This is a genomic window from Variovorax sp. CF079 (genome assembly GCF_900101545.1).
In the GTDB taxonomy this organism is placed as follows: domain Bacteria; phylum Pseudomonadota; class Gammaproteobacteria; order Burkholderiales; family Burkholderiaceae_C; genus Variovorax.
This window is the reverse complement of the sequence record NZ_FMZU01000019.1, coordinates 1-18138: the sequence shown is the minus strand read 5'-3', so window position 1 is coordinate 18138 and position 18138 is coordinate 1. Positions and strand designations below refer to the sequence as shown.

The following is an 18138-nucleotide window of genomic DNA, read 5'->3' as shown; positions in this document are numbered from 1 at the left end:
ACCATGCCCCGTCTTCTCATCCGTCTCGCTGCCATCGGCGGCGCATCCATCGCCTGCGCCACCGCCTTCGCCCAGACCTCCGTGACGGTCGCGCAGCCGGCCGACATCCGCTCCACCAACCCCGGCGTCAACCGCGACAACACCACCGACGGCATCGTGCTGCACATGGTCGAGGGGCTGGTGGGCTACCGCCAGGACGGCAGCGTGGGCCCGCTGCTCGCGCAGTCGGTGGAGATGTCGAAGGACGGCCTGACCTACACCTTTCGCCTGCGCAAGGGCGTGAAGTTCCACAACGACGCGCCGCTCACCTCGGCCGACGTGGACTGGAGCTGGAAGCGCTACATGGACCCGAAGACCGACTGGCGCTGCCTCAGCGAGTTCGACGGCCGCGGTGGCCTCAAAGTGGTCGAAACCTCGACACCCGACGCCGCCACCTTCGTCATGAAGATCAACAAGCCCTCGGCGATCTTTCTCGACACGCTGTCGCGCACCGATTGCGGCATGACGGCCATTCTTCATCGCAGCTCAGTCAAGGCCGACGGCAGCTGGGACAAGCCGGTGGGCACCGGCCCCTTCAAGCTCGGCGAATGGAAACGCGGCGAGTACGTCACCGTCACGGCCTTCAAGGGCTACACCTCGCCGCCCGGCAGCAAGGCCGACGGCTACGTGGGCCTGAAGGCGCCGCTGGTGGACACGGTGCGCTTCCTCGTCGTGCCCGATGGGTCCACTGCCACCGCAGGTTTGAAGTCCGGCGCCGTCGATGCGGGCCAGATCACCGCGAGCGACGTGCAGGAACTCAAGACCGACAGCAAGCTCGCCGTGCAGACGCCCGGCCAGGCCACCAAGAACGTGCTGCTGATCCAGACCCGCGACCCGCTGCTAAAGAACGAGAAACTGCGCCAGGCCATCGCCGCCTCCTTCGACATGGAGCAGATCGTGGCGGCGGCTTCCGAGGGCCTCGGCTCGGTCAACAACTCGGCGATCCACAAGGGGTCGGCCTTTTACGGCGCGGCGCAGAAGAAGGGCTACCGCTACGACCCGGCGCTGGCGGCGAAGCTGCTGCGCGAAGCAGGCTACAAGGGCGAGAAGATCACCATCCAGACCAACAAGCGCGCTCACGTGCCGAGCTACACCGTGGCGGTGCTCGCGCAGGCCATGATGCAGTCCGTCGGCATCAACGCGCAGATCGAGGTGCTGGAGTGGGCCACGCAGCTCGACCGCTACAACAGTGGCAACTACCAGATCAGCTCGTTCACGTACTCGTCGCGCCTCGATCCGGCGCTGAGCTACGAGCAGTTCGCGGGCCCCAAGGACAAGCAGTCGCGCAAGGTCTGGGAAGATCCGCAGGCGCTCAAGCTGATCGACGAGAGCTTTGCCGAAGCCGACCCGAAGAAGCGCCAGGCGCTGTTCGATCAGATCCACGCGCAGATGATCCGGCAGGTGCCGCTGATCATGCTGTACAACGGCCTCGACGCCTGGGCGGTGCGCAAGCGCATCAGCGGCTTCTCGGTCTGGGAAGGCAAGCCGCGCCTATGGGGCGTATCGGTTGCCACGAGCGCATCAAAGGCCGGCTGACCAAGGGTTTGCAGACCTCGGCTACACTCCGCGCCGCTTGCAGCCAGTCTGGTTGGCTGCGCCGCCTTTGGCAACAAGGCGAACTACTCCAAGGAAATCTGTGAATCGTATTGAACTGGTCGAGAAAATCGCGACCGCACACACCGTCAGCAAGGCCGAGGCTGCGCGCATTCTTGAGACCGTCACTGGCTCCATCGTCGCTGCTGTCAAGAAGGGTGATCCCGTCCAACTCGTTGGTTTTGGAACGTTCAAGCAAGTCGCTCGTGCAGCCCGCACGGGCTTGAATCCCAGCACCGGCGAAAAAATCAAGATTGCTGCGGCAAAGCTCCCGAAGTTCGTTCCCGGCTCCGCGTTCAAAGCCGCCATCGACCCCAAGGCAGCAAAACGCAAGGCTGACAAGGCTGCAGCGAAGCCGGTCGCCAAGAAAGCTGCACCTACCAAGAAGACCAAGAAGTAAGTGCCCCGCGGCGGCGCCGCGGCTCTCACGGACAACGGCCCCGAGGGGCCGTTTCGTTTGGTGCAACGGGTTAGCGGTGAGCTACAGGCTGCCGCTGTAGGCCGCGCAGACCAACTGCGCCAGCAGGCTCGCGGACCCGGTCAGATTGCGGCTCGAGCGATGCACCAGCCCGATGTCGCGGTGGAATGTGTGGCGGCCGAGATCGATGGCGCGTACCGCGGCAGGCCAGCGCCGGTGCGTGGCGGTCTGCGGCACCAAGGCCACCCCCAGGCCGTTGGCCACCAGCCGCACGATCGCGTCCAACTCATCGAGCTCGCAGATCTCCTGCACGCTCAAGTGCGCGGCGCGCAGAAAGCGGTCGACCTGCCGACCGCCGAAAGAAGCGCGGTCGTAGCGCACGAAGGGCTGGCTGGACAGCAGTTCCGCCCAGTCGCTCCCCTCGACATGTCGCGGCACCAGCAGGCGGAATGGTTCATGCGCCAGCGTGGTCCAGCGCAGGTCGCTTTGCAGGGCGAACGGTGGACGGATGACGATGGCCATGTCGATCTCACCTGCATCGACCAGGTTCAGCAGCGCCATCGACAGGCCGGGAATCACGCGCGTGCGGCAGTCCGGCGACTGCTTGTGGAGGCTGGTCAGCGCCTCGGCCAACAGCAGGCGCTGCGCCGACGCGATCGCGCCGATGCTGACGGGCACCGTCGCGCGCGGGCCGGCATGGCGCGAACCCAGATTGGCGTAGAGGCGAATCAGCTCCGTGGCCTGCTCCAGGGTCTCCTGGCCCATGGCGTTCAGGCGGGCCGAACGGCCGGTACGGTCGAAAAGCGCGAAACCAAGTTCGGCCTCCAGCCGCTGCATCTGCGCACTGACCGCCGCTTGCGTCAGGCCGATCTTCTGGCCGGCAGCGGCGAAGGTGCCTTCCCGGGCCACGGCGACGAAGGTCTTCAGCTCGCGGATCATTCACAAATTCCATTGATGCATCTGTCAAATATATATTGATTTTTCTTTTTCTCATCCGACCCTAGGATCACGCGTCCTCATCCACACCGAGCCCCACACCATGCTGACTCCGACCACCAACCCGGCCATGATGTCCCCCTTCCACCTAGCCTTTCCGGTGCACGACATCGCGCTGGCCCGCAAGTTCTACGGCGAGCTGCTGGGCTGCCCCGAAGGCCGCAGCGCGGACGACTGGGTCGACTTCAACTTCTACGGCCACCAGATCGTCGCCCACCTGGCGCCCGACGAGACGGGTGTGGCGCAGCGCAACGCAGTCGACGGCCATGGCGTGCCGGTACGCCACTTCGGCATCGTGCTGCCGATGTCCGAATGGGAAGCGATGGCGGCTCGCCTGAGGGCGCAGGGCGTCGAGTTCGTGATCGAGCCGTACATCCGCTTCAAGGGCGAGCCCGGCGAGCAGGCCACGATGTTCTTCCTCGATCCCTCCGGCAATGCGCTGGAGCTCAAGGCCTTCGCCAACATCGAAATGCTCTTCGCCAAATGAAGAAAGCGATACTCGCCATCGTTGCCGCCGCGTGCGCCTGCGCAGCCCAGGCCGATACGTTGGAGAAGATCAGGGAGACGGGCGTTGTCAGGATGGGCGTTCGCGAGTCGTCGGGTGCGCTGTCGTACACGACCGGCTACGGAAAGTACGTCGGCTTCCATATCGACCTGTGCCACCGTGCCCTGGCCGACATTCAGAAGCAGCTGGGTCTGCCCCAGCTCGATATCAAGTACGCGCCGGTGTCGTCTTCGAATCGCATCCCGCTGCTGCAGAACGGCACGATCGATATCGAGTGCGGCTCGACGACGAACAATGCCGCGCGGCAGCAGCAGGTGGCGTTCGCCCTCACGACATTCGTCGAAGAAGTCCGCATGGCAGTCAAGGCCAGCTCGGGCATCCAGTCGATCAACCAGCTGAGTGGCCGCGGAGTGGCAACAACGACCGGAACGACGAGCGTGCAATTGCTGCGCAAGCATGAGAAGGCCGCGGGAGTCGACTTCCAGGAAATCTTCGGCAAGGACCACACCGACAGCATGCTCAACCTCGACTCGGGCCGGGCGGACGCCTTTGTGATGGACAGCCAGGTACTGGCCGGCAATATCGCCAAGGCGCGCAATCCTGCGGACTACAAGATCGTGGGCGAGGTTCTTGGCGTGGAGCCGATCGCCATCATGCTTCGCAAGGACGACCCTGCCTTCAAGCAAAGCATCGACAACACACTGCGGGGGATGATGAAGTCCGGCGAGATCGCGCAGCTCTATGACAAGTGGTTCATGAAGCCCATTCCCCCTGCCGGCGCGATCGTCAACTTGCCGGCATCGGAGGCGACGAAGGCTGTCTGGGCGATTCCGAACGACAAGCCCGCGGAAGAGTTCACGCTGACGAGCGCCGGGGCCCGCAAGTAACCGGATGCCTGTCATGAATCATTTTCAGCCCGTCGCGCTCGAACACGCGAGCCGCCTCGTCAACCATGGCCCGACCGTGCTGGTGACGAGTGCCGACGGCGCCCGCCGCAACGTCATGGCCGCCGCCTGGTCGATGCCGGTAGAGTTCACGCCGCCGCGTATCGCGGTGGTGATCGACAAGCGGACCTACACGCGCGAGCTCGTCGCCGCCAGTGGCGCGTTCGGCATCTGCCTGCCCGGCACGGCGCTGGTCGACCTCACCTACGCGCTCGGCAACACGAGCGGCCGCACGCTCGACAAGTTCGAGCGCCACGGCATCGCGGCGAGCCGCGGGCCCGTGCTGGGCATGCCCCTGCTCGAGGCGGGCTGCGCCGCCTGGCTGGAATGCCGGCTGATCCGCGAGCCGCATACCGAAGATGCCTATGACACCTGCTTCGGCGAGGTGGTCGCCGCGGCGGCCGACGCGCGCATCTTCGCCGGCGGGCATTGGTTGTTTCGCGAGGACAACGCCGACTTGCAGACCATCCATCACCTCGGCGGAGGCAACTTCGTGCGTGCCGGCGGCACGCTCAGGGCTGAACCGCTGTAGCGCAGCGGTGCGGCGGGTCGGCGAAGACTTGGTCGCGCCGTCGTCTTCACGGCCTTCCTTGCGGATAGCCCCACAAGTATCGGCGGCATCGATATGTCGCATCGACACAATCAATTTTACTAGTGGGCTCGGCGCTCATAGGCTCCACCGCTTCTTCGAGTCACCCGAGTCACATGACTTCTCGCGCCGTGTCGTTGTTCTGTATTCGTCCCACACTTGCCTGACCCCGCATTCCGCTTCAACCCAGCGCAGTGCGGCCTCGAGGGCAACGCATGTCCACGCTGAGGCTTGGCGTCCATCGGCTGCCCGCCGCCGAAGTCGTCGTGATTCAAACGATCGTGCGGCTGTCTGCGCACGACGGCGCCTTCCCATGGAAGCTGGTCGATGTGCCGCCGTACGACGCGCTGCTGGTCGACGGGACCACGACCGAAGGCGGGTGTCCCGAGGCCGCTGCCATGGCAAGAGCGGTGCTCACGCTCACTCGCATGAGTTCAGGCGATCTGCCGAATACGCTCAAACGGCCGATTCGCGCCGAAAAGCTTCAGCAATGGTTGAAGAACACCGAACGTGAGTTGCTCGCAGCGCAACCGGCGCTCCCGACCACGGATGAGCAGACTGCAATGGAGATGGAAGTCTCCGATTCGGTCCGCTTCATGCTTCGCCGCTGGCCTCCAGCCGCGCTGCTGGGCAACGACTCCGGCAATGTTCGGATGGCGAGCCTGCTTTCGCGGTGCGAATTGAACGCGAGCGAGCTGGCTGATCTCAGTCAGCAGTCGTTTTCTCGATGCGTCGGGTTCTTGCAAGCCTTGCGCAAGGCAGGCGTGCTGGAGGTGCATCCCGAGTCGATCCTGCCGCGCGAGACGGAACTGCCGATCGTCCCGAAGCTGACCGGCGCGGTCCGCAATCACATTGCGCTAGGCTTGATCGGCGGCATCCGCCGTAGGCTTGGCCTTCGGGCGTCAAGTCGCTTGTCGAAGCGCTCTACTGGCTAGAACCCTCGCAGACGCATGAAGCTGGTGCGCATTTTGCGTAGCGCAGACTGTCTGACTTCTCTGTTTCACAACTACTTCAATGAGATCGAATGCTGGACTTCAATGAAGTAGCCATGTTTGTCAGCGTCGTCGAGGCCGGAAGTTTCGCCGAGGCCGCACGACGTCTCGGCATGCCGCCCAGCACCCTGAGCAGACGAGTGCAATGGCTCGAGCGACGGTTCGGCGTCCGGCTGATGCAACGCTCGACGCGTCAACTGGGTCTCACGGAGGCAGGCCGCAAGTTCTTCGACCAATGCCGTGGATCGATTGGAGACATCGTGCTTGCCGGCAGAGAAATGCTGGAGAGCAACGAAGCGCCCTGCGGTTCCATCCGCGTTGCGGCGCCCGCAGGGTTTTTCAGTTTCTTCAAGCCGGAATGGGTCACGGAGTTTCTTGCTCGGCACAGCCGCGTGAAACTCGAATTCACGTTGAACGACGCGGCCGTCGACCTGATTGCCGAGCGCATCGATCTTGCTCTTCGCGAAGGGCATTTGCCGGACTCCAGCCTGGTCGCGCGCAAGATCGACAGCGCGTACAGCATCCTGGTTGCCAGCCCTGCCTACATGCAGGCTCGAGGTACGCCGCGTACCGCGCACTCATTGTCGGAACACGATTGCCTCGTCCTGCCGCACCCTGGCGGTCGCAGCAGATGGCTTCTGACGGGGCCCGATGGCCCTGAAGCGGTCGAGGTGAAGGGGCGCTTCAGCGTGGACAACCACCAGGCCATGACCAGCGCCGCGCTGGCGGGCATGGGCATTGCGTTGATCCCCGCCGTGCTGGCTGTGGACCACGTGCGTGCGAGAACGCTCGCGCACGTGCTGCCGGACTACCGCCGCGAGAACGGGGGTTTGTATGCCGTTTTTCCAAGCCGGCGCCACCAGCCTCTCGCGGCATCGCTTCTTGCCGATTTCCTGGCTGAGGGCATGGCCCGGTTCTGGTCGCAAAGGTCCTTGACCGCCGAGAGCTCAGGCACTGCGGTAGCCTGAGGAGGTGCGCATGGCGTCGGTCATTTGCACCGGAAATGCACGACTGAAATCCACGGCTTGCTCTAGTCACGGGTGCCCGTTATGTGACAATTTGTGACTTATTCCGCGATCAGCGCGACTAATTCACTTGACTACGATCATGCGAGAACATTCCTCGGTGGTGATGGCGCGTCGTGCGCTTTGGATGCTTCTTCTCTGTGCCCTGCTCGCCGCCTGCGGCGGCAGTTCGGGAGCGAACACCGGCGCAGCCATCACACCAGCTGCGGCCACCACGACCCCATCCAACGGCACCACCACTGCGACCGGCACGACCGGATCGGCCGGCACGGGAGGATCGAACGGCTCCAGCGGCGCGACCAACACCAGCGGCTCGACCAACACGAGCATGACCACCGGCGCTGCAGCCGATGACGGCCTGATCGGATGGGCCACGGCTCATAGCGCAGGCGCTCCCACCGGCGGCTTCGCCGCTATCGATGGCAAGGCGCCCGTGACCTGCACCGCCACCAGCATGCGGCTGCTGCGCGATTGCCTGTACCGCTCGAAGAAGACCGGCGCCAGCAACGACGACCCGCGTGCCGGCGCACCCAACTGGTCCGCCTGGGAGGTGCACAACGGCGTGACCGGGGGCTGGAAGGACTATCCGGTCGTCATCTTCATCAAGGGCCGCCTCGATGCCAACGTCAACGACAGCGGCATGACTCTGACGCAGGCCGCATACGAGACCGGCACCGAGGCTTTGTGCGCCGGCAAGACCAGGCAACCCTGCCAGCAGGCGGTGACGCAGGCGAAGCTGGAGCGCGGCAATATCTCGGTCCTCGGCGTGCCAGGCGACGACGGCACGACGCCCGAGTTCTACCAGGGCTGGCTGATGGTCAGCGGACAGAGCAACGTCATCGTGCGCAATCTGCGCTTCGTGCCGGCGACCGATTTCTGGCCTTCGTTCGAGAGCTGCTCCTCCGGCATCACCGACCAGGACTACTGCGCCTGGAACGCCGAACCCGACGCCATGACCATCGTCGGCGGCAACCGCGTCTGGGTCGACCACTGCGAGTTCACCGATGGCCCCGAACTGCAAGGCGCCCAAACCGACAAGTCGCGCTACAAGTACTACGACGGCCTGCTCGACATCAAGAGCGGCGCCGACTACGTGACGGTGTCGTACAGCCGCTTCTACAACCACCACAAGGCCATGCTGATCGGCGCCACCGACAGCAACGACGGCGACTACCGCATCACTTTCCACCACAACCATATCCAATGGGTGAATCAGCGCATGCCGCGGGTGCGAAACGGCCAAGTCCACATCCTGAACAACGTGTACGCGGGCCCGAAGCAGGCCGACTACACACAGCAGTACTACTTCGGCTACGGCATCGGGCTGGGCTACAACTCGAAGGTCTATTCGGAGCGCAATGCATTCGACATCGCCGGCGCGGCGCCGAGCGAGCTCCTGAGCGCCAACTTCGACAAGTGGGCCCAGTATTTCACCGATGCGGGCTCATGGCTCAACGGCGCTACGGTGGACCTCAACGCCGTGGCCAAGTCGCTGATCGACACCAAGAACAACGGCGGCTCGACCCCCTTCATCGGCGCCGTGACCTGGAGTCCCGCGGCCAGCTATGCCTACACCGCCGACACCGGCGTCGATGCGCTGCGCGCCAAGGTGGCGGCCAGCGCCGGCGTCGGCAAGGTTTCACCGGTGCCTTCGCCCTACACGGTTTCGCCCTGACCATGCCTTCTTGCGCCCGCCAGGCTGACCGCGGCATTGCGAACGCTCCATGCGTTTCAACAAGCTCGACCTGAATCTGCTGGTGGCGCTCGATGCGATGCTGGCTGAGCGCAGCGTCAGCCGGGCGGCCGAGCGCCTGCATGTGAGCCAGTCCACCATGAGCAGTTCGCTGACGCGTCTGCGGACGTACTTCGAGGACGAACTGCTGGTTCAGGTCGGCCGCAAGCTGGAGCTCACGCCCCGGGCCGAAACGCTGAAGGAAGCCGTGCGCGACGTACTTTCGCGTGTGGACACCGCCATCGCCACGCAGCCGCAGTTCGACCCGACGCAGTCGGACCGCGAGTTCCGCATGTTCGTCTCCGACTACACGCTGGTGACGTTGATGCCGCACCTGCTCGCGCTGGCGCGCCGGCAATCGAGCACCGTGCGCTTCCAGCTCTCGCCATTGCCGCAGATGGACCGACCGCAACGCGCGCTGGAGCGCGGCGACGCGGACCTGCTGGTGATTCCCCGCAACTACTGCTCGCGCGAGCATCCCGCCGAGGTCCTGTTCGAAGAGGAGTTCAACTGCGTGGTATGGAGCGGCAGCCGCTTTGCGCACGCCGGCGAATTGACCCTCGACCAATACGTGGCCGCCGGTCATGTCGTGACGCAGCCCACGGGCACCGATCAGCCGACCCTCGAAAGCTGGTTCATGCAGCGCCACGGTATCGTCCGCCGTGTCGAAGTCACGACCTACAGCTTCGTGGCTGCTCCCTTTGTCGTCATCGGCACCGAATGCATCGCCACGGTGCATGGACGACTGGCGCGACTCGCACAGAGGTCTCAGCCCTTGAAGCTGCATGCGTTGCCCGTACCGATGCCCAGGATGGAGCAGGCGATGCAATGGCACAAGTACCGCACCCACGACCCGGGACTGGTCTGGCTGCGCGGGCTGCTGCACGAAGCCGCCTGGTTGATGGATGCGGAACAGACTGCAGGCGCTCGGCCTACAGCTTCTCGTTTTCCTTGAGCACACCCGCGTTGCGCAGCGCGGAGTCCAGCCACTTGGCAGCCGTATCGCCTTTCTTGATGGCATCGATGCGCGCGGCTTCGTCCGCAACTTTCCTTCTTGCCGCCTGAAGAAGCGCCTCTACCTTCTCCCGCTCGACCACGACCACGCCGTCGGCATCGCCAACAACAAGATCACCCGGACGGACGGCCACGCCGCCGACGGACACCGGATGTCCGATCCGCCCCGACGCCAGCTTCGTCGGGCCATTGGGATTGGTGCCGACCGAGAAAACGGGAAAGTCCATCTCGTCGATCTCGAGGCTGTCGCGCACCGCGCCGTCGATCACCACGCCGGCGATGCCGACCTGCCTGCAGGCGTTCATCATGATGGTGCCCATCAGGGCAGCGCTCTGGTCGCCCTTGCCGTCGATCACCAGCACGTCGCCGGGCTTGGCCAGCGCGATGGCGGCGTGGATCATCAGGTTGTCGCCCGGCCGCACTTCCACCGTGAACGCGCTGCCGGCCAGCTTCATCCGGTGACGCAAGGCCCGGATGCGGCCGTGCAGGGCACCTCGGCGGCCTGCAACGTCGGCCAGGATGGCGGGCTGGAAGGCCGAAGCCTGCTGGACCAGATCAGGCGGAACGCGCTGGAAGTCGCGAACGATATCGGGTAGATGGCTCATCGTCTTGTTCTCACTCGGCCTTGACGTCGGCGTCCTTCACCACGCGGCCCCATTTGCGCTTGTCAGCAACCAGGAACGCACGAAACTGCTCGGGGGTGCTCCCAACCGGTTCCAGGCCGTCGGCGGCGAGCCGCTTGGCGATCTCGGGCATCGCAAGCACCTTGGCGACTTCGCGCTGGATGCGCTCGACGATGGCGGGCGGCGTGTTCCTGGCCGCGCAAATGCCTGCCCACGTCACGGGTTCGAAGTCCGGAACGCCGGCTTCCATCACGGTCGGAATGTCAGGGAAGGCCGTCAACCGGCGCGCACTGGCCACCGCCAAGGCGCGGAGCTTGCCCGAGCGCGCGTACTGCATCGAGCTGACGGGCTGGTCGAAGATCATCGAGACCTGGCCTGCCAGCAGATCCGTCATCGCCTGGCCGGTGCCTTTGTAGGCCACGTGGACGATGTCGATGCCTGCGCGCGTCTTCAGCATCTCGCCTGCCAAGTGGCCCCCGGTTGCCGTTCCCGAAGAAGCGAAGTTGATTTCGCCGGGCTTCTGCTTGGCGTAGGCGACGAGTTCCTTGACGCTCTTCACGGGCAGGGTCGCGTTGACCATCAGCATGTAGGGCGCGTTGGTGACCTGCGTGACTGGCACGATGTCCTTCTCTGGATCGAAGGGCATGCTCTTGAGCACATGCGGCTGGATCGACAAGGTCCCCGTGGTGCACATCAGCAGCGTGTGTCCGTCCGCGGGTGCGGTGAGCATCGCCGATGCCGCGATGTTGCCGCCGGCGCCGGGCCGGTTGTCGACCACGACTTGCGCGCCGAGCCCTTCCGCCAGCTTCGGCGCGATCAGGCGTGCGACGACGTCGTTGGAGCCGCCGGGCGAGAAGCCGACCAGGATCTTCACCGGCTTCGACGGGAAAGGATCGGTCGCCCACACCTGGGTGGCGCCCAGCCAGGCGATGCTTGCGGCGAGGGCCGGCAAGAGCTTCAGAAGCGATCGGAGTTTCATGGCGGTTCCTGGTTCAATTCGACATGGAGGCAAGGATGAGGTGATGGCTTAGCCCGAGAGTTCGTCGCGCGCCCGTGCAATGCGCCGGCAACCCTCCAGCAGCTGTTCGGTGCTGGCGGCAAAGGAGAGGCGGAAGTGCGTCGGCACGCCGTAGGCGCTGCCTTGCAGCGCCGCCAGATCCTGCGAATCGAGCAGGTGCATCACCCAGTCGTCGCTGCTGTCGATCGTTGCCCCCTTGCGCGTGCGAAGGCCGAACAGCTCGCTGCATGAAGCGAAGACGTAGAACGCGCCACCGGGCACTTCGCAATGGATGCCGTCGATGGCGTTGAGCGCCGCCACCACCGTGTCGCGTCGCTTCTGATATTCGCGCCGATTCGCGGCCACGATGTCCTGCGGTCCCGTGAGTGCTGCAACGGCCGCAGCCTGGGCGATCGAGTTTGGGCCGGAGGTGCTCTGCGACTGGAGCTTGACCATCGCCTTGATCAGCTCCGAAGGCCCGGCGCCGTAGCCGATGCGCCAACCCGTCATCGCATAGGCCTTGGAAACGCCATTCACCGTGAGGGTGCGGTCCTTGAGATCGGGCGCCGCCTGGGCCATGGTGGCGAACTCGACATCGCCGTAGATGAGGTGCTCGTAGATGTCGTCGGTCAGTATCCAGACGTGGGGATGGCGCCGGAGCACCTCGGCCAGCGCCTGAAGCTCGGCGCGCGTGTAGGTCGCTCCGCTCGGATTGTTCGGCGAGTTGAGCATCAGCCACCGTGTCTGGCCGGTGATGGCACGCTCGAGATCCGCGGGCCGGAGCTTGAAGCCGTTTTCGGCCGTACAGTCGACGAACACCGGAACGCCACCGGCCAGCAGCGCGATGTCCGGGTACGACACCCAGTAGGGCGCCGGCACGATGACCTCGTCGCCCGCCGCCACCGTGCACATGAGGGCGTTGAAGATCACCTGCTTGGCGCCGGTGCCGACGATGATCTCGCTCGGCGCGTAAGCCAGCCTGTTCTCGTTTCGGAACTTGCCGGCGATCGCCTCCTTCAGCGCCGGCGTGCCGCCCACATCCGTATACCGGGTCTGGCCGGCAGCCATGGCACGGATGGCCGACTCCTTGATGTGCTGGGGTGTCTCGAAATCGGGTTCGCCCGCAGTCAAGCCCAGGATGTCCCGGCCCATCGCGCGCAGCTCGCGCGCTCTCTGGCCGGCCATGGAACTGGGAGACGGCTTGATTCGATTCAGGCGTGGCGCGATGTGGAGCATGGGCGCAGTATCAAAGGCCATGCGCCGCAGGACAAACGAGAAATCGGAGGATCCGGCTATTCCTTTTATTCCTGCGATGGACCTTGGGCGTACATTCCGCTGGAATGAACTTCACCTTCAAGCAGCTGGAGGCCTTTCTCTTCAGCGCCAAGCTTCAGAGCTTCAGCGCCGCGGCGGTGAAGCTGCACACCACGCAGTCGGCCATCTCCAAGAGGTTGGCGGAACTCGAGGCGTCGCTGGGTGGGCCCTTGCTGCACCGCACCTCCCACGGGCTGGAGCTGGCCCAGGCCGGCCGGGAGTTGCTGCCGCTCGCGGAAGAAGCCCAGCGCCTGTGGCAGCGCATTCAACATGACATCAGCGTGGACAAGACGCTGCGTGGCACCTTCCGCGTGGGCGTGACGGAGCTGATCGCGATGACATGGCTCACGCGCCTGATCCAGCTTCTTCAGAAGCTGCATCCCCATGTGACGCTCGAGCCGGTGGTGGATGCGGGCCTGACGCTGTTCGAACGCCTCGAAGCCAACAAGCTCGATCTGTCCATCATGCCCGGCACCTTCTGGGGCCAGGCCTTCGAGACGATCAAGGTCGGGCAGGTCGACCAGGCCTGGATCGCGAGTCCGCGACTCGGCATCCCGAACCGGGCCCTGAAGCCGCACGAGTTTGCCGACTACCCCGTGATCGAGCAGCCCGCCGGCGCCTCGAAGAACAAGTTCTATGAGGCCTGGCGCGCGGAGCACGGCTTCCGCTTCGGCAAGGTGCTGCTGACCAACAGCACGACCGTCTTGCGCGAACTGACCATCAGCGGCTTCGGCATCAGCCAACAGGCGCTCGACTATGTGCGGCCGGACATCAAGAGCGGCTTGCTGCGCGTCGTCAAGAGCGACCCCATGCCGCCGCCGCTGGTCTACAGCGCGGTCTATCGAAGCGACGATGCCAGCCCTGCACTGGCGCGCATTGTCGAGTTGGCCGTCGAGACCTGCGATTTCAAGCTGCGGGCCAGCCAGCACGATGTGGCCCCGGCACGTGCGTTGCGCGGCTCGGGCTCAACCGTGCGGCAACGCTCGGTGCGCCGAGGCGTGAAGAAGCCTGCCAGGAGATAGCCGCTCCTGACGCTTTTCGCCAATCGACGCGACCGGTGCCGCCATTGCCGGGGTGTTGCGCGCCGTCTAGATTGCAGACCTCATGAGCTCTTCCCCTGAATCCCCGGCGCGCGCACCCGGCGGCGCACCGCTGGCAGGCGTGCGCGTGCTGGACCTGACCCGGCTGCTGCCGGGCCCGCTCGGCGCGATGCACCTCGCCGACCTCGGCGCCGACGTCGTCAAGATCGAGGACACCGGCGCCGGCGACTACGCCAGCCCCGCCGTGCGCGCGCTCGTCAACCGCAACAAGCGCGCGATCCGCATCGACCTCAAGCACGCCGATGGCGTGGCCACGCTGCTGCGCCTGTGCCGCGATGCCGACGTGCTGGTGGAAGGCTTCCGGCCCGGCGTGATGCGGCGGCTGGGAGTGGGCTACGAAGCGGTGGCGGCCGTCAACCCGCGCATCGTCTACTGCAGCATCAGCGGCTTCGGCCAGACCGGGCCGTTGCGCGACACGCCGGGACACGACCTGAACTACGCGGCGCTGGCCGGCGTGGCCGACCAGATCGGCAACGCCGCGGGGCCGGCCCTGTCGAACCTGCCGGTGGCCGATCTGCTGGGAGGCACCATGACGGCGGTGGCAGGGATTCTTGCCGCGCTGTTCGATGCCGCACGCAGCGGCCGCGGACGGCATGTGGACATCGCCATGGCCGATGGCGTGCTCGCCCACGCGGTGCTGCCGCTGGCCGGCCTGCACCAGCACGGCCAGGTGCCGCAGACCGGCCACAGCGCGCTGACGGGTGCGCTCGCCTGCTACGGCTTCTATCGCACCGCCGACGACCGGCAGCTCGCGGTCGGCGCGCTGGAACCGAAGTTCTGGGAGGAGCTCTGCCGCACGCTGGAGCGCCCCGATCTCGCGCCGCTGCACCGCAGCGGCGACCCCGCGACCGAGGAAGGCCTGCGCGCCGAGCTGGCCGCCATCTTCGGTGCACGGCCGCTCGCGCACTGGCGCAGCCTGTTCCACGACGGCGCCGGCTGCGTGACGCCGGTGCTGCGCATCGACGAGGCCCTCGCCCATCCGCACTTCCGCGCGCGCGGCATGCGCGTTGCGGGCGGCGATGCGGCAGCGCCGCAGCTCGGCTGTCCCGTCAAGATGACCGGCTTCGAGCCGTCCGCTCCGCGGCCGGCCCCGCACGCCGGGGAGCACACCGAGGAGATCCTGCGCGAGGCAGGACTGGACGCCTCGGCCGTGGCTGCGCTGCGGGCGGCAGGCGCCGTTGACTGAATGGCGCTGCCTACAATCGTCGGCCGAGCCGCGGCGGCCGCTATCGATGACGCTCACCCACCACACCGTTGCCATCCAGCAGGTGCACAGCATCCTGATGGGCGCGCGCCATCGCGGGCTCGATGCGGCACCCCTGCTGGCACGGGCGGGCATCGCCCCCTCGCTGCTGGAGTCGCCGCTGGCGCGCATCTCGCAGCGCCAGTACGCGCTGCTGATCCGCGCCTTGCGGCGCGAACTGCGCGACGAGATCTGGGGCCTGCTGAGCCACCCGCTGCCGCCCGGAAGCTTCGGCCAGTGCATGCGCCAACTGGTGCGCTGCGCCACGCTCGGCGATGCGTTGCGCGACGGCTTCGCCATGTATCACCTGCTCCTGCATGACTTCGTGCCGCGCCTCACGGTAAGCGAGGGCAGCGCACACGTTCAGTTCGTGCTGCGGCGCGCCTCCGACGCGCGGCTGGACTATGCGGTGAAGGCCTTCATGCTGCTCGCCTTCAACGCCTTCTCCTGGCTGGTGGCGCGCCGCATCCCGCTGCTGGAAGTGGACTACACGGCGGAGCAGACGAGCACCGACACCTCACGCGTCTACCAGGTGCCGATCCGCTATGGCCAGCCCCACGTCGGCCTGTGGTTCGATGCGCGCTGGCTGGCGCTGCCGGTCGTGCAGTCGCCGCAGAGCCTGCGCGAATTCCTCGCCGGCTCGCCCGCCAACCTGATCGTGAAGTACCGCGACACCAGCAGCCTCACCGAACGCATTCGCCGGCTGCTGCGCAAGCAGCTGGGCAACGAGCTGCCGTCGCTGGAGGAGGTGGGCGAGGCGCTCGCCGTGACGCCGCAGACACTGCGCCGCCGGCTGCGCGAGGAGGGCCGCGGCTTCCAGCAGATCAAGGACGAGCTGCGCCGCGATGCCGCCATCGAATACCTGCTGCACACGCCGCTGCCGCTCCTGGACATCGCCAACCGCGTGGGCTTCTCGGAAGCCAGCACCTTCCATCGCGCCTTCAAGCAGTGGACCGGCGTGGCCCCGGGCGAGTACCGCCTGGTGCACGGGCCGGAACGCTGATGGAGGCAAGCACAGTTGCCAACGCCTATTTCGCGCGCCCGTACTTCGCTGTGAAAGTGGCCGCGGCAAGCTTGTTGGCGTTGATCATGTAGCCCACCAGCGCCGCGGTACCGTCGGGGGGAATGTCGAGCTTGTCAGTCTTCAGCGCGTAGACCGTAAAGACATAGCGGTGCGGCTTGTCGCCCTTCGGCGGACACGCACCGCCGAATCCCGGTGCGCCGAAGTCGGTACGTCCCTGCACGCTTCCGGCAGGCAGTTGTTTGCCGTCGGGCAACCCGGCTCCTTCCGGCAACTCGACAGCAGTCGCCGGGATGTTGTAGACCACCCAATGCCACCAACCCGACCCGGTGGGTGCATCCGGGTCGTACACCGTCACCGCGAAGCTCTTGGTGTCCTTGGGCGCGCCGCTCCACTTCAGCGCGGGCGACACGTTCTTGCCCGTGCAGCCGAAGCCGTTGAAGACCTGGGCCTCGGTGAGCATGCTGCCGGGCTTGATGCTCGGACTGGTCAACACAAAGCCGGCACCGTGCGCGAGCGATGCGCACATTGTCAACATGGCGGCAAGAGAGGTCGAACGCAACGTCGAATGCATCATCATTTTTCCTTTTCTCGAGCAAAGCAGCTTCATGCGGCCGGGGAGTCTTGAAGTATGAGCGCGTCTCAGTCGTCCTTGCCCCTGGAGATGCGGTCGTCCAGGAACTCGAACGCGGCCTGCCAGGTCTGCGGCGAGTTCAGGATGCCGAGGTGCCCGGTGCGCAGGATGGGGTCGTAGGCGCCCTGGCCCGTGAGCACGATCTCGCGCGCGCCGCGCAGGCTGGCGCTCTTGGAGAAGTCAGTCGGCCTGCCGAACGAATCCACGGCGGGCACCGGCGCAACCGAGCCGTCCTGCACCGGGAAGTAGACGAAGCTGGCATCGCCGTTGCGGATCACCAGCACGCGCGTGGGCCCGTCGTTCTCGTTGCGCCCGTTGCGGCCATTGAGCAGGCGCAGGAAGGGCGAGTCGGGCGAGCCCAGTTCCTGGCACACGTCGCTCGCAGGCGTGAAGCCGCCCGCCGCCGGGACTTGCCAGTAGTTGGCGGGGTCGGGCGAGCAGTTGATGATGCCGTGGTTGGGCCCGTCGATCGCGACGAAGCGGCGCACCATGTGTTGCACCTCGTCCTGCCGCATCCATTCACGCGCGAGCGTCACGCCCAGGCTGTGCCCGACGATGTCCACCCGCTTGGCGCTCGTGAAGTCCATCACCGCGCGCACGAAGCGGCGCAGGTCGGGCACGTTGGCCGCATTGGTGTGGGCGATGCTCGAACGGCGTGTCTGGTCCGCGGCCAGGTCGCACTGGTCGCCCTGGTAGCCCACGCCCCAGAGTTCGCTGGTGGAATAGCCGTTGTCGGCGAAGTATTGCGCCATCGCCTGAACGCGCCCGTAGGGGTTGCAGGCGGTGGGGAACGGCGTGTCGTTGTTGCCGTGAATGAAGATGACCGGCGTTCGCGTCACCGGCCCGGCGGCGCCGAAGCCAATGAGCGGCCGGGCGAGCGAGGTGTCTTCGATCGAAGGAAGGCCCGGTGGCAGCGTGTTGCCCACGAGGCCCGCTGCCTGCGCGGCGGCGGCCGCGGTCACGAAGGTGGCGAGAGCGGCGGCATAGCGAATCCACGGTTTCATCAGCAGGCTCCTTCTTCAGCGCTCGCGATGATGCCGACCAAAGCCGTCGCTGGCAAGGTTCGCCGCGCCTTGGTGACGCGACGCTGGATCGGGCGCGAGTGCGCGAGCTGGACCAGGTCGCCGAACTACGCATTCAACGCTCAAGTCACGAATCACCTCGGACGGTGACAGGCGCATGTTGTGCCATCAGCTCAGCGACCCAACGCTTGAGCAGCTCGTGCATGGCTACGCCACGCTGGCGAGCCTGGTGCGCCCGGCCACGATCGCGCCCACCATCAAGGATGACCCCGACGACGATGGCGTGCTGGCCGCCGCCGTGGCCGCACGCGCCAGGCTCATCGTCTCGGGCGATCGG

At 65.9% G+C, this 18138-nt stretch carries 20 protein-coding genes; 13 read left to right on the top strand and 7 right to left on the bottom strand.

Going from position 1 to position 18138, the window contains the following annotated elements:
- The first annotated feature begins 3 nt into the window (after window positions 1-3).
- Together BLS74_RS23795 and BLS74_RS23790 are read left to right on the top strand one after the other, a co-directional pair.
- Window positions 4-1575, top strand: a complete 1572-nt coding sequence (locus BLS74_RS23795) for an ABC transporter substrate-binding protein (RefSeq protein ID WP_093109625.1) — start codon at window positions 4-6, stop codon at window positions 1573-1575.
- A 67-nt stretch (window positions 1576-1642) separates the two neighbouring features.
- On the top strand, window positions 1643-2032 hold the full coding sequence (locus BLS74_RS23790) for an HU family DNA-binding protein (protein ID WP_170855696.1): 390 nt from the start codon (window positions 1643-1645) through the stop codon (window positions 2030-2032).
- A gap of 81 nt (window positions 2033-2113) precedes the next feature.
- Here BLS74_RS23790 and BLS74_RS23785 read toward each other — a convergent pair whose 3' ends face one another.
- Window positions 2114-2989: a LysR family transcriptional regulator gene (locus tag BLS74_RS23785; protein ID WP_093109623.1), complete on the bottom strand. Its 876-nt coding sequence runs from the start codon at window positions 2987-2989 to the stop codon at window positions 2114-2116.
- Between the two features lie 100 nt (window positions 2990-3089).
- Here BLS74_RS23785 and BLS74_RS23780 point away from each other — a divergent pair, with 100 nt between their 5' ends.
- The 5 genes from BLS74_RS23780 (at window position 3090) to BLS74_RS23760 (ending at window position 7044) form a co-directional block, all read left to right on the top strand.
- Window positions 3090-3533: a VOC family protein gene (locus tag BLS74_RS23780; protein WP_093109622.1), complete on the top strand. Its 444-nt coding sequence runs from the start codon at window positions 3090-3092 to the stop codon at window positions 3531-3533.
- A complete protein-coding gene (locus BLS74_RS23775; RefSeq protein WP_093109621.1) occupies window positions 3530-4438 on the top strand; it encodes an amino acid ABC transporter substrate-binding protein in 909 nt (302 codons plus the stop codon). The genes BLS74_RS23780 and BLS74_RS23775 overlap by 4 nt, the downstream gene beginning before the upstream one ends.
- A 13-nt stretch (window positions 4439-4451) precedes the next feature.
- A complete protein-coding gene (locus tag BLS74_RS23770) occupies window positions 4452-5027 on the top strand; it encodes a flavin reductase family protein (protein ID WP_093109620.1) in 576 nt (191 codons plus the stop codon).
- Between the two features lie 272 nt (window positions 5028-5299).
- Window positions 5300-6019: a hypothetical protein gene (locus BLS74_RS23765; RefSeq protein WP_093109619.1), complete on the top strand. Its 720-nt coding sequence runs from the start codon at window positions 5300-5302 to the stop codon at window positions 6017-6019.
- A gap of 89 nt (window positions 6020-6108) precedes the next feature.
- Window positions 6109-7044 carry a LysR family transcriptional regulator gene (locus BLS74_RS23760; protein WP_093109618.1) on the top strand — a complete coding sequence of 312 codons (936 nt, stop codon included), beginning with the start codon at window positions 6109-6111 and terminating at the stop codon, window positions 7042-7044.
- A 123-nt stretch (window positions 7045-7167) separates the two neighbouring features.
- On the opposite strand, the gene BLS74_RS34520 is transcribed toward BLS74_RS23760, so the two are convergent.
- On the bottom strand, window positions 7168-7431 hold the full coding sequence (locus tag BLS74_RS34520; RefSeq protein ID WP_170855693.1) for a hypothetical protein: 264 nt from the start codon (window positions 7429-7431) through the stop codon (window positions 7168-7170).
- Here BLS74_RS34520 and BLS74_RS23755 point away from each other — a divergent pair.
- Window positions 7430-8776, top strand: a complete 1347-nt coding sequence (locus tag BLS74_RS23755) for a pectate lyase family protein (RefSeq protein WP_170855692.1) — start codon at window positions 7430-7432, stop codon at window positions 8774-8776. The two genes, BLS74_RS34520 and BLS74_RS23755, sit on opposite strands and share 2 nt — an antisense overlap.
- 49 nt (window positions 8777-8825) lie before the next feature.
- Window positions 8826-9788 (top strand): LysR family transcriptional regulator, encoded by a 963-nt coding sequence (locus tag BLS74_RS23750; RefSeq protein WP_093109616.1) that lies wholly within the window; start codon window positions 8826-8828, stop codon window positions 9786-9788.
- Here the strand turns inward: BLS74_RS23750 and BLS74_RS23745 are convergent.
- The 3 genes from BLS74_RS23745 to BLS74_RS23735 are packed head-to-tail and all read right to left on the bottom strand — an operon-like array spanning window position 9766 to window position 12703.
- Entirely contained in the window at window positions 9766-10452 is a 687-nt protein-coding gene (locus BLS74_RS23745; RefSeq protein ID WP_093109615.1) for an RraA family protein, read from the bottom strand. The genes BLS74_RS23750 and BLS74_RS23745 overlap by 23 nt on opposite strands.
- 10 nt (window positions 10453-10462) lie before the next feature.
- Window positions 10463-11449: a Bug family tripartite tricarboxylate transporter substrate binding protein gene (locus tag BLS74_RS23740; RefSeq protein ID WP_093109614.1), complete on the bottom strand. Its 987-nt coding sequence runs from the start codon at window positions 11447-11449 to the stop codon at window positions 10463-10465.
- 48 nt (window positions 11450-11497) lie between these two features.
- On the bottom strand, window positions 11498-12703 hold the full coding sequence (locus BLS74_RS23735; protein WP_093109613.1) for a pyridoxal phosphate-dependent aminotransferase: 1206 nt from the start codon (window positions 12701-12703) through the stop codon (window positions 11498-11500).
- A gap of 104 nt (window positions 12704-12807) precedes the next feature.
- On the opposite strand from BLS74_RS23735, the gene BLS74_RS23730 reads away from it, so the two are divergent.
- From BLS74_RS23730 to BLS74_RS23720, 3 genes are all read left to right on the top strand, one after another.
- Complete coding sequence (locus BLS74_RS23730; protein ID WP_093109612.1) at window positions 12808-13803, top strand: LysR family transcriptional regulator; 996 nt, start codon at window positions 12808-12810, stop codon at window positions 13801-13803.
- 82 nt (window positions 13804-13885) lie between these two features.
- Complete coding sequence (locus BLS74_RS23725; protein WP_093109611.1) at window positions 13886-15067, top strand: CaiB/BaiF CoA transferase family protein; 1182 nt, start codon at window positions 13886-13888, stop codon at window positions 15065-15067.
- A 46-nt stretch (window positions 15068-15113) separates the two neighbouring features.
- Window positions 15114-16127 carry an AraC family transcriptional regulator gene (locus BLS74_RS23720; protein ID WP_093109610.1) on the top strand — a complete coding sequence of 338 codons (1014 nt, stop codon included), beginning with the start codon at window positions 15114-15116 and terminating at the stop codon, window positions 16125-16127.
- Window positions 16128-16152: 25 nt separating this feature from the next.
- Here the strand turns inward: BLS74_RS23720 and BLS74_RS23715 are convergent, their stop codons facing one another.
- Both BLS74_RS23715 and BLS74_RS23710 read right to left on the bottom strand, forming a co-directional pair.
- Window positions 16153-16755 carry a YbhB/YbcL family Raf kinase inhibitor-like protein gene (locus BLS74_RS23715; protein WP_280142659.1) on the bottom strand — a complete coding sequence of 201 codons (603 nt, stop codon included), beginning with the start codon at window positions 16753-16755 and terminating at the stop codon, window positions 16153-16155.
- Between the two features lie 32 nt (window positions 16756-16787).
- Window positions 16788-17783, bottom strand: a complete 996-nt coding sequence (locus tag BLS74_RS23710; protein WP_093109609.1) for an alpha/beta hydrolase family protein — start codon at window positions 17781-17783, stop codon at window positions 16788-16790.
- Window positions 17784-17958: 175 nt separating this feature from the next.
- Between BLS74_RS23710 and BLS74_RS23705 the strand changes: the two genes are divergently transcribed.
- Window positions 17959-18138, top strand: a 180-nt coding sequence (locus BLS74_RS23705) for a PIN domain-containing protein (RefSeq protein ID WP_139191733.1), incomplete at its 3' end; no start/stop codon positions are given.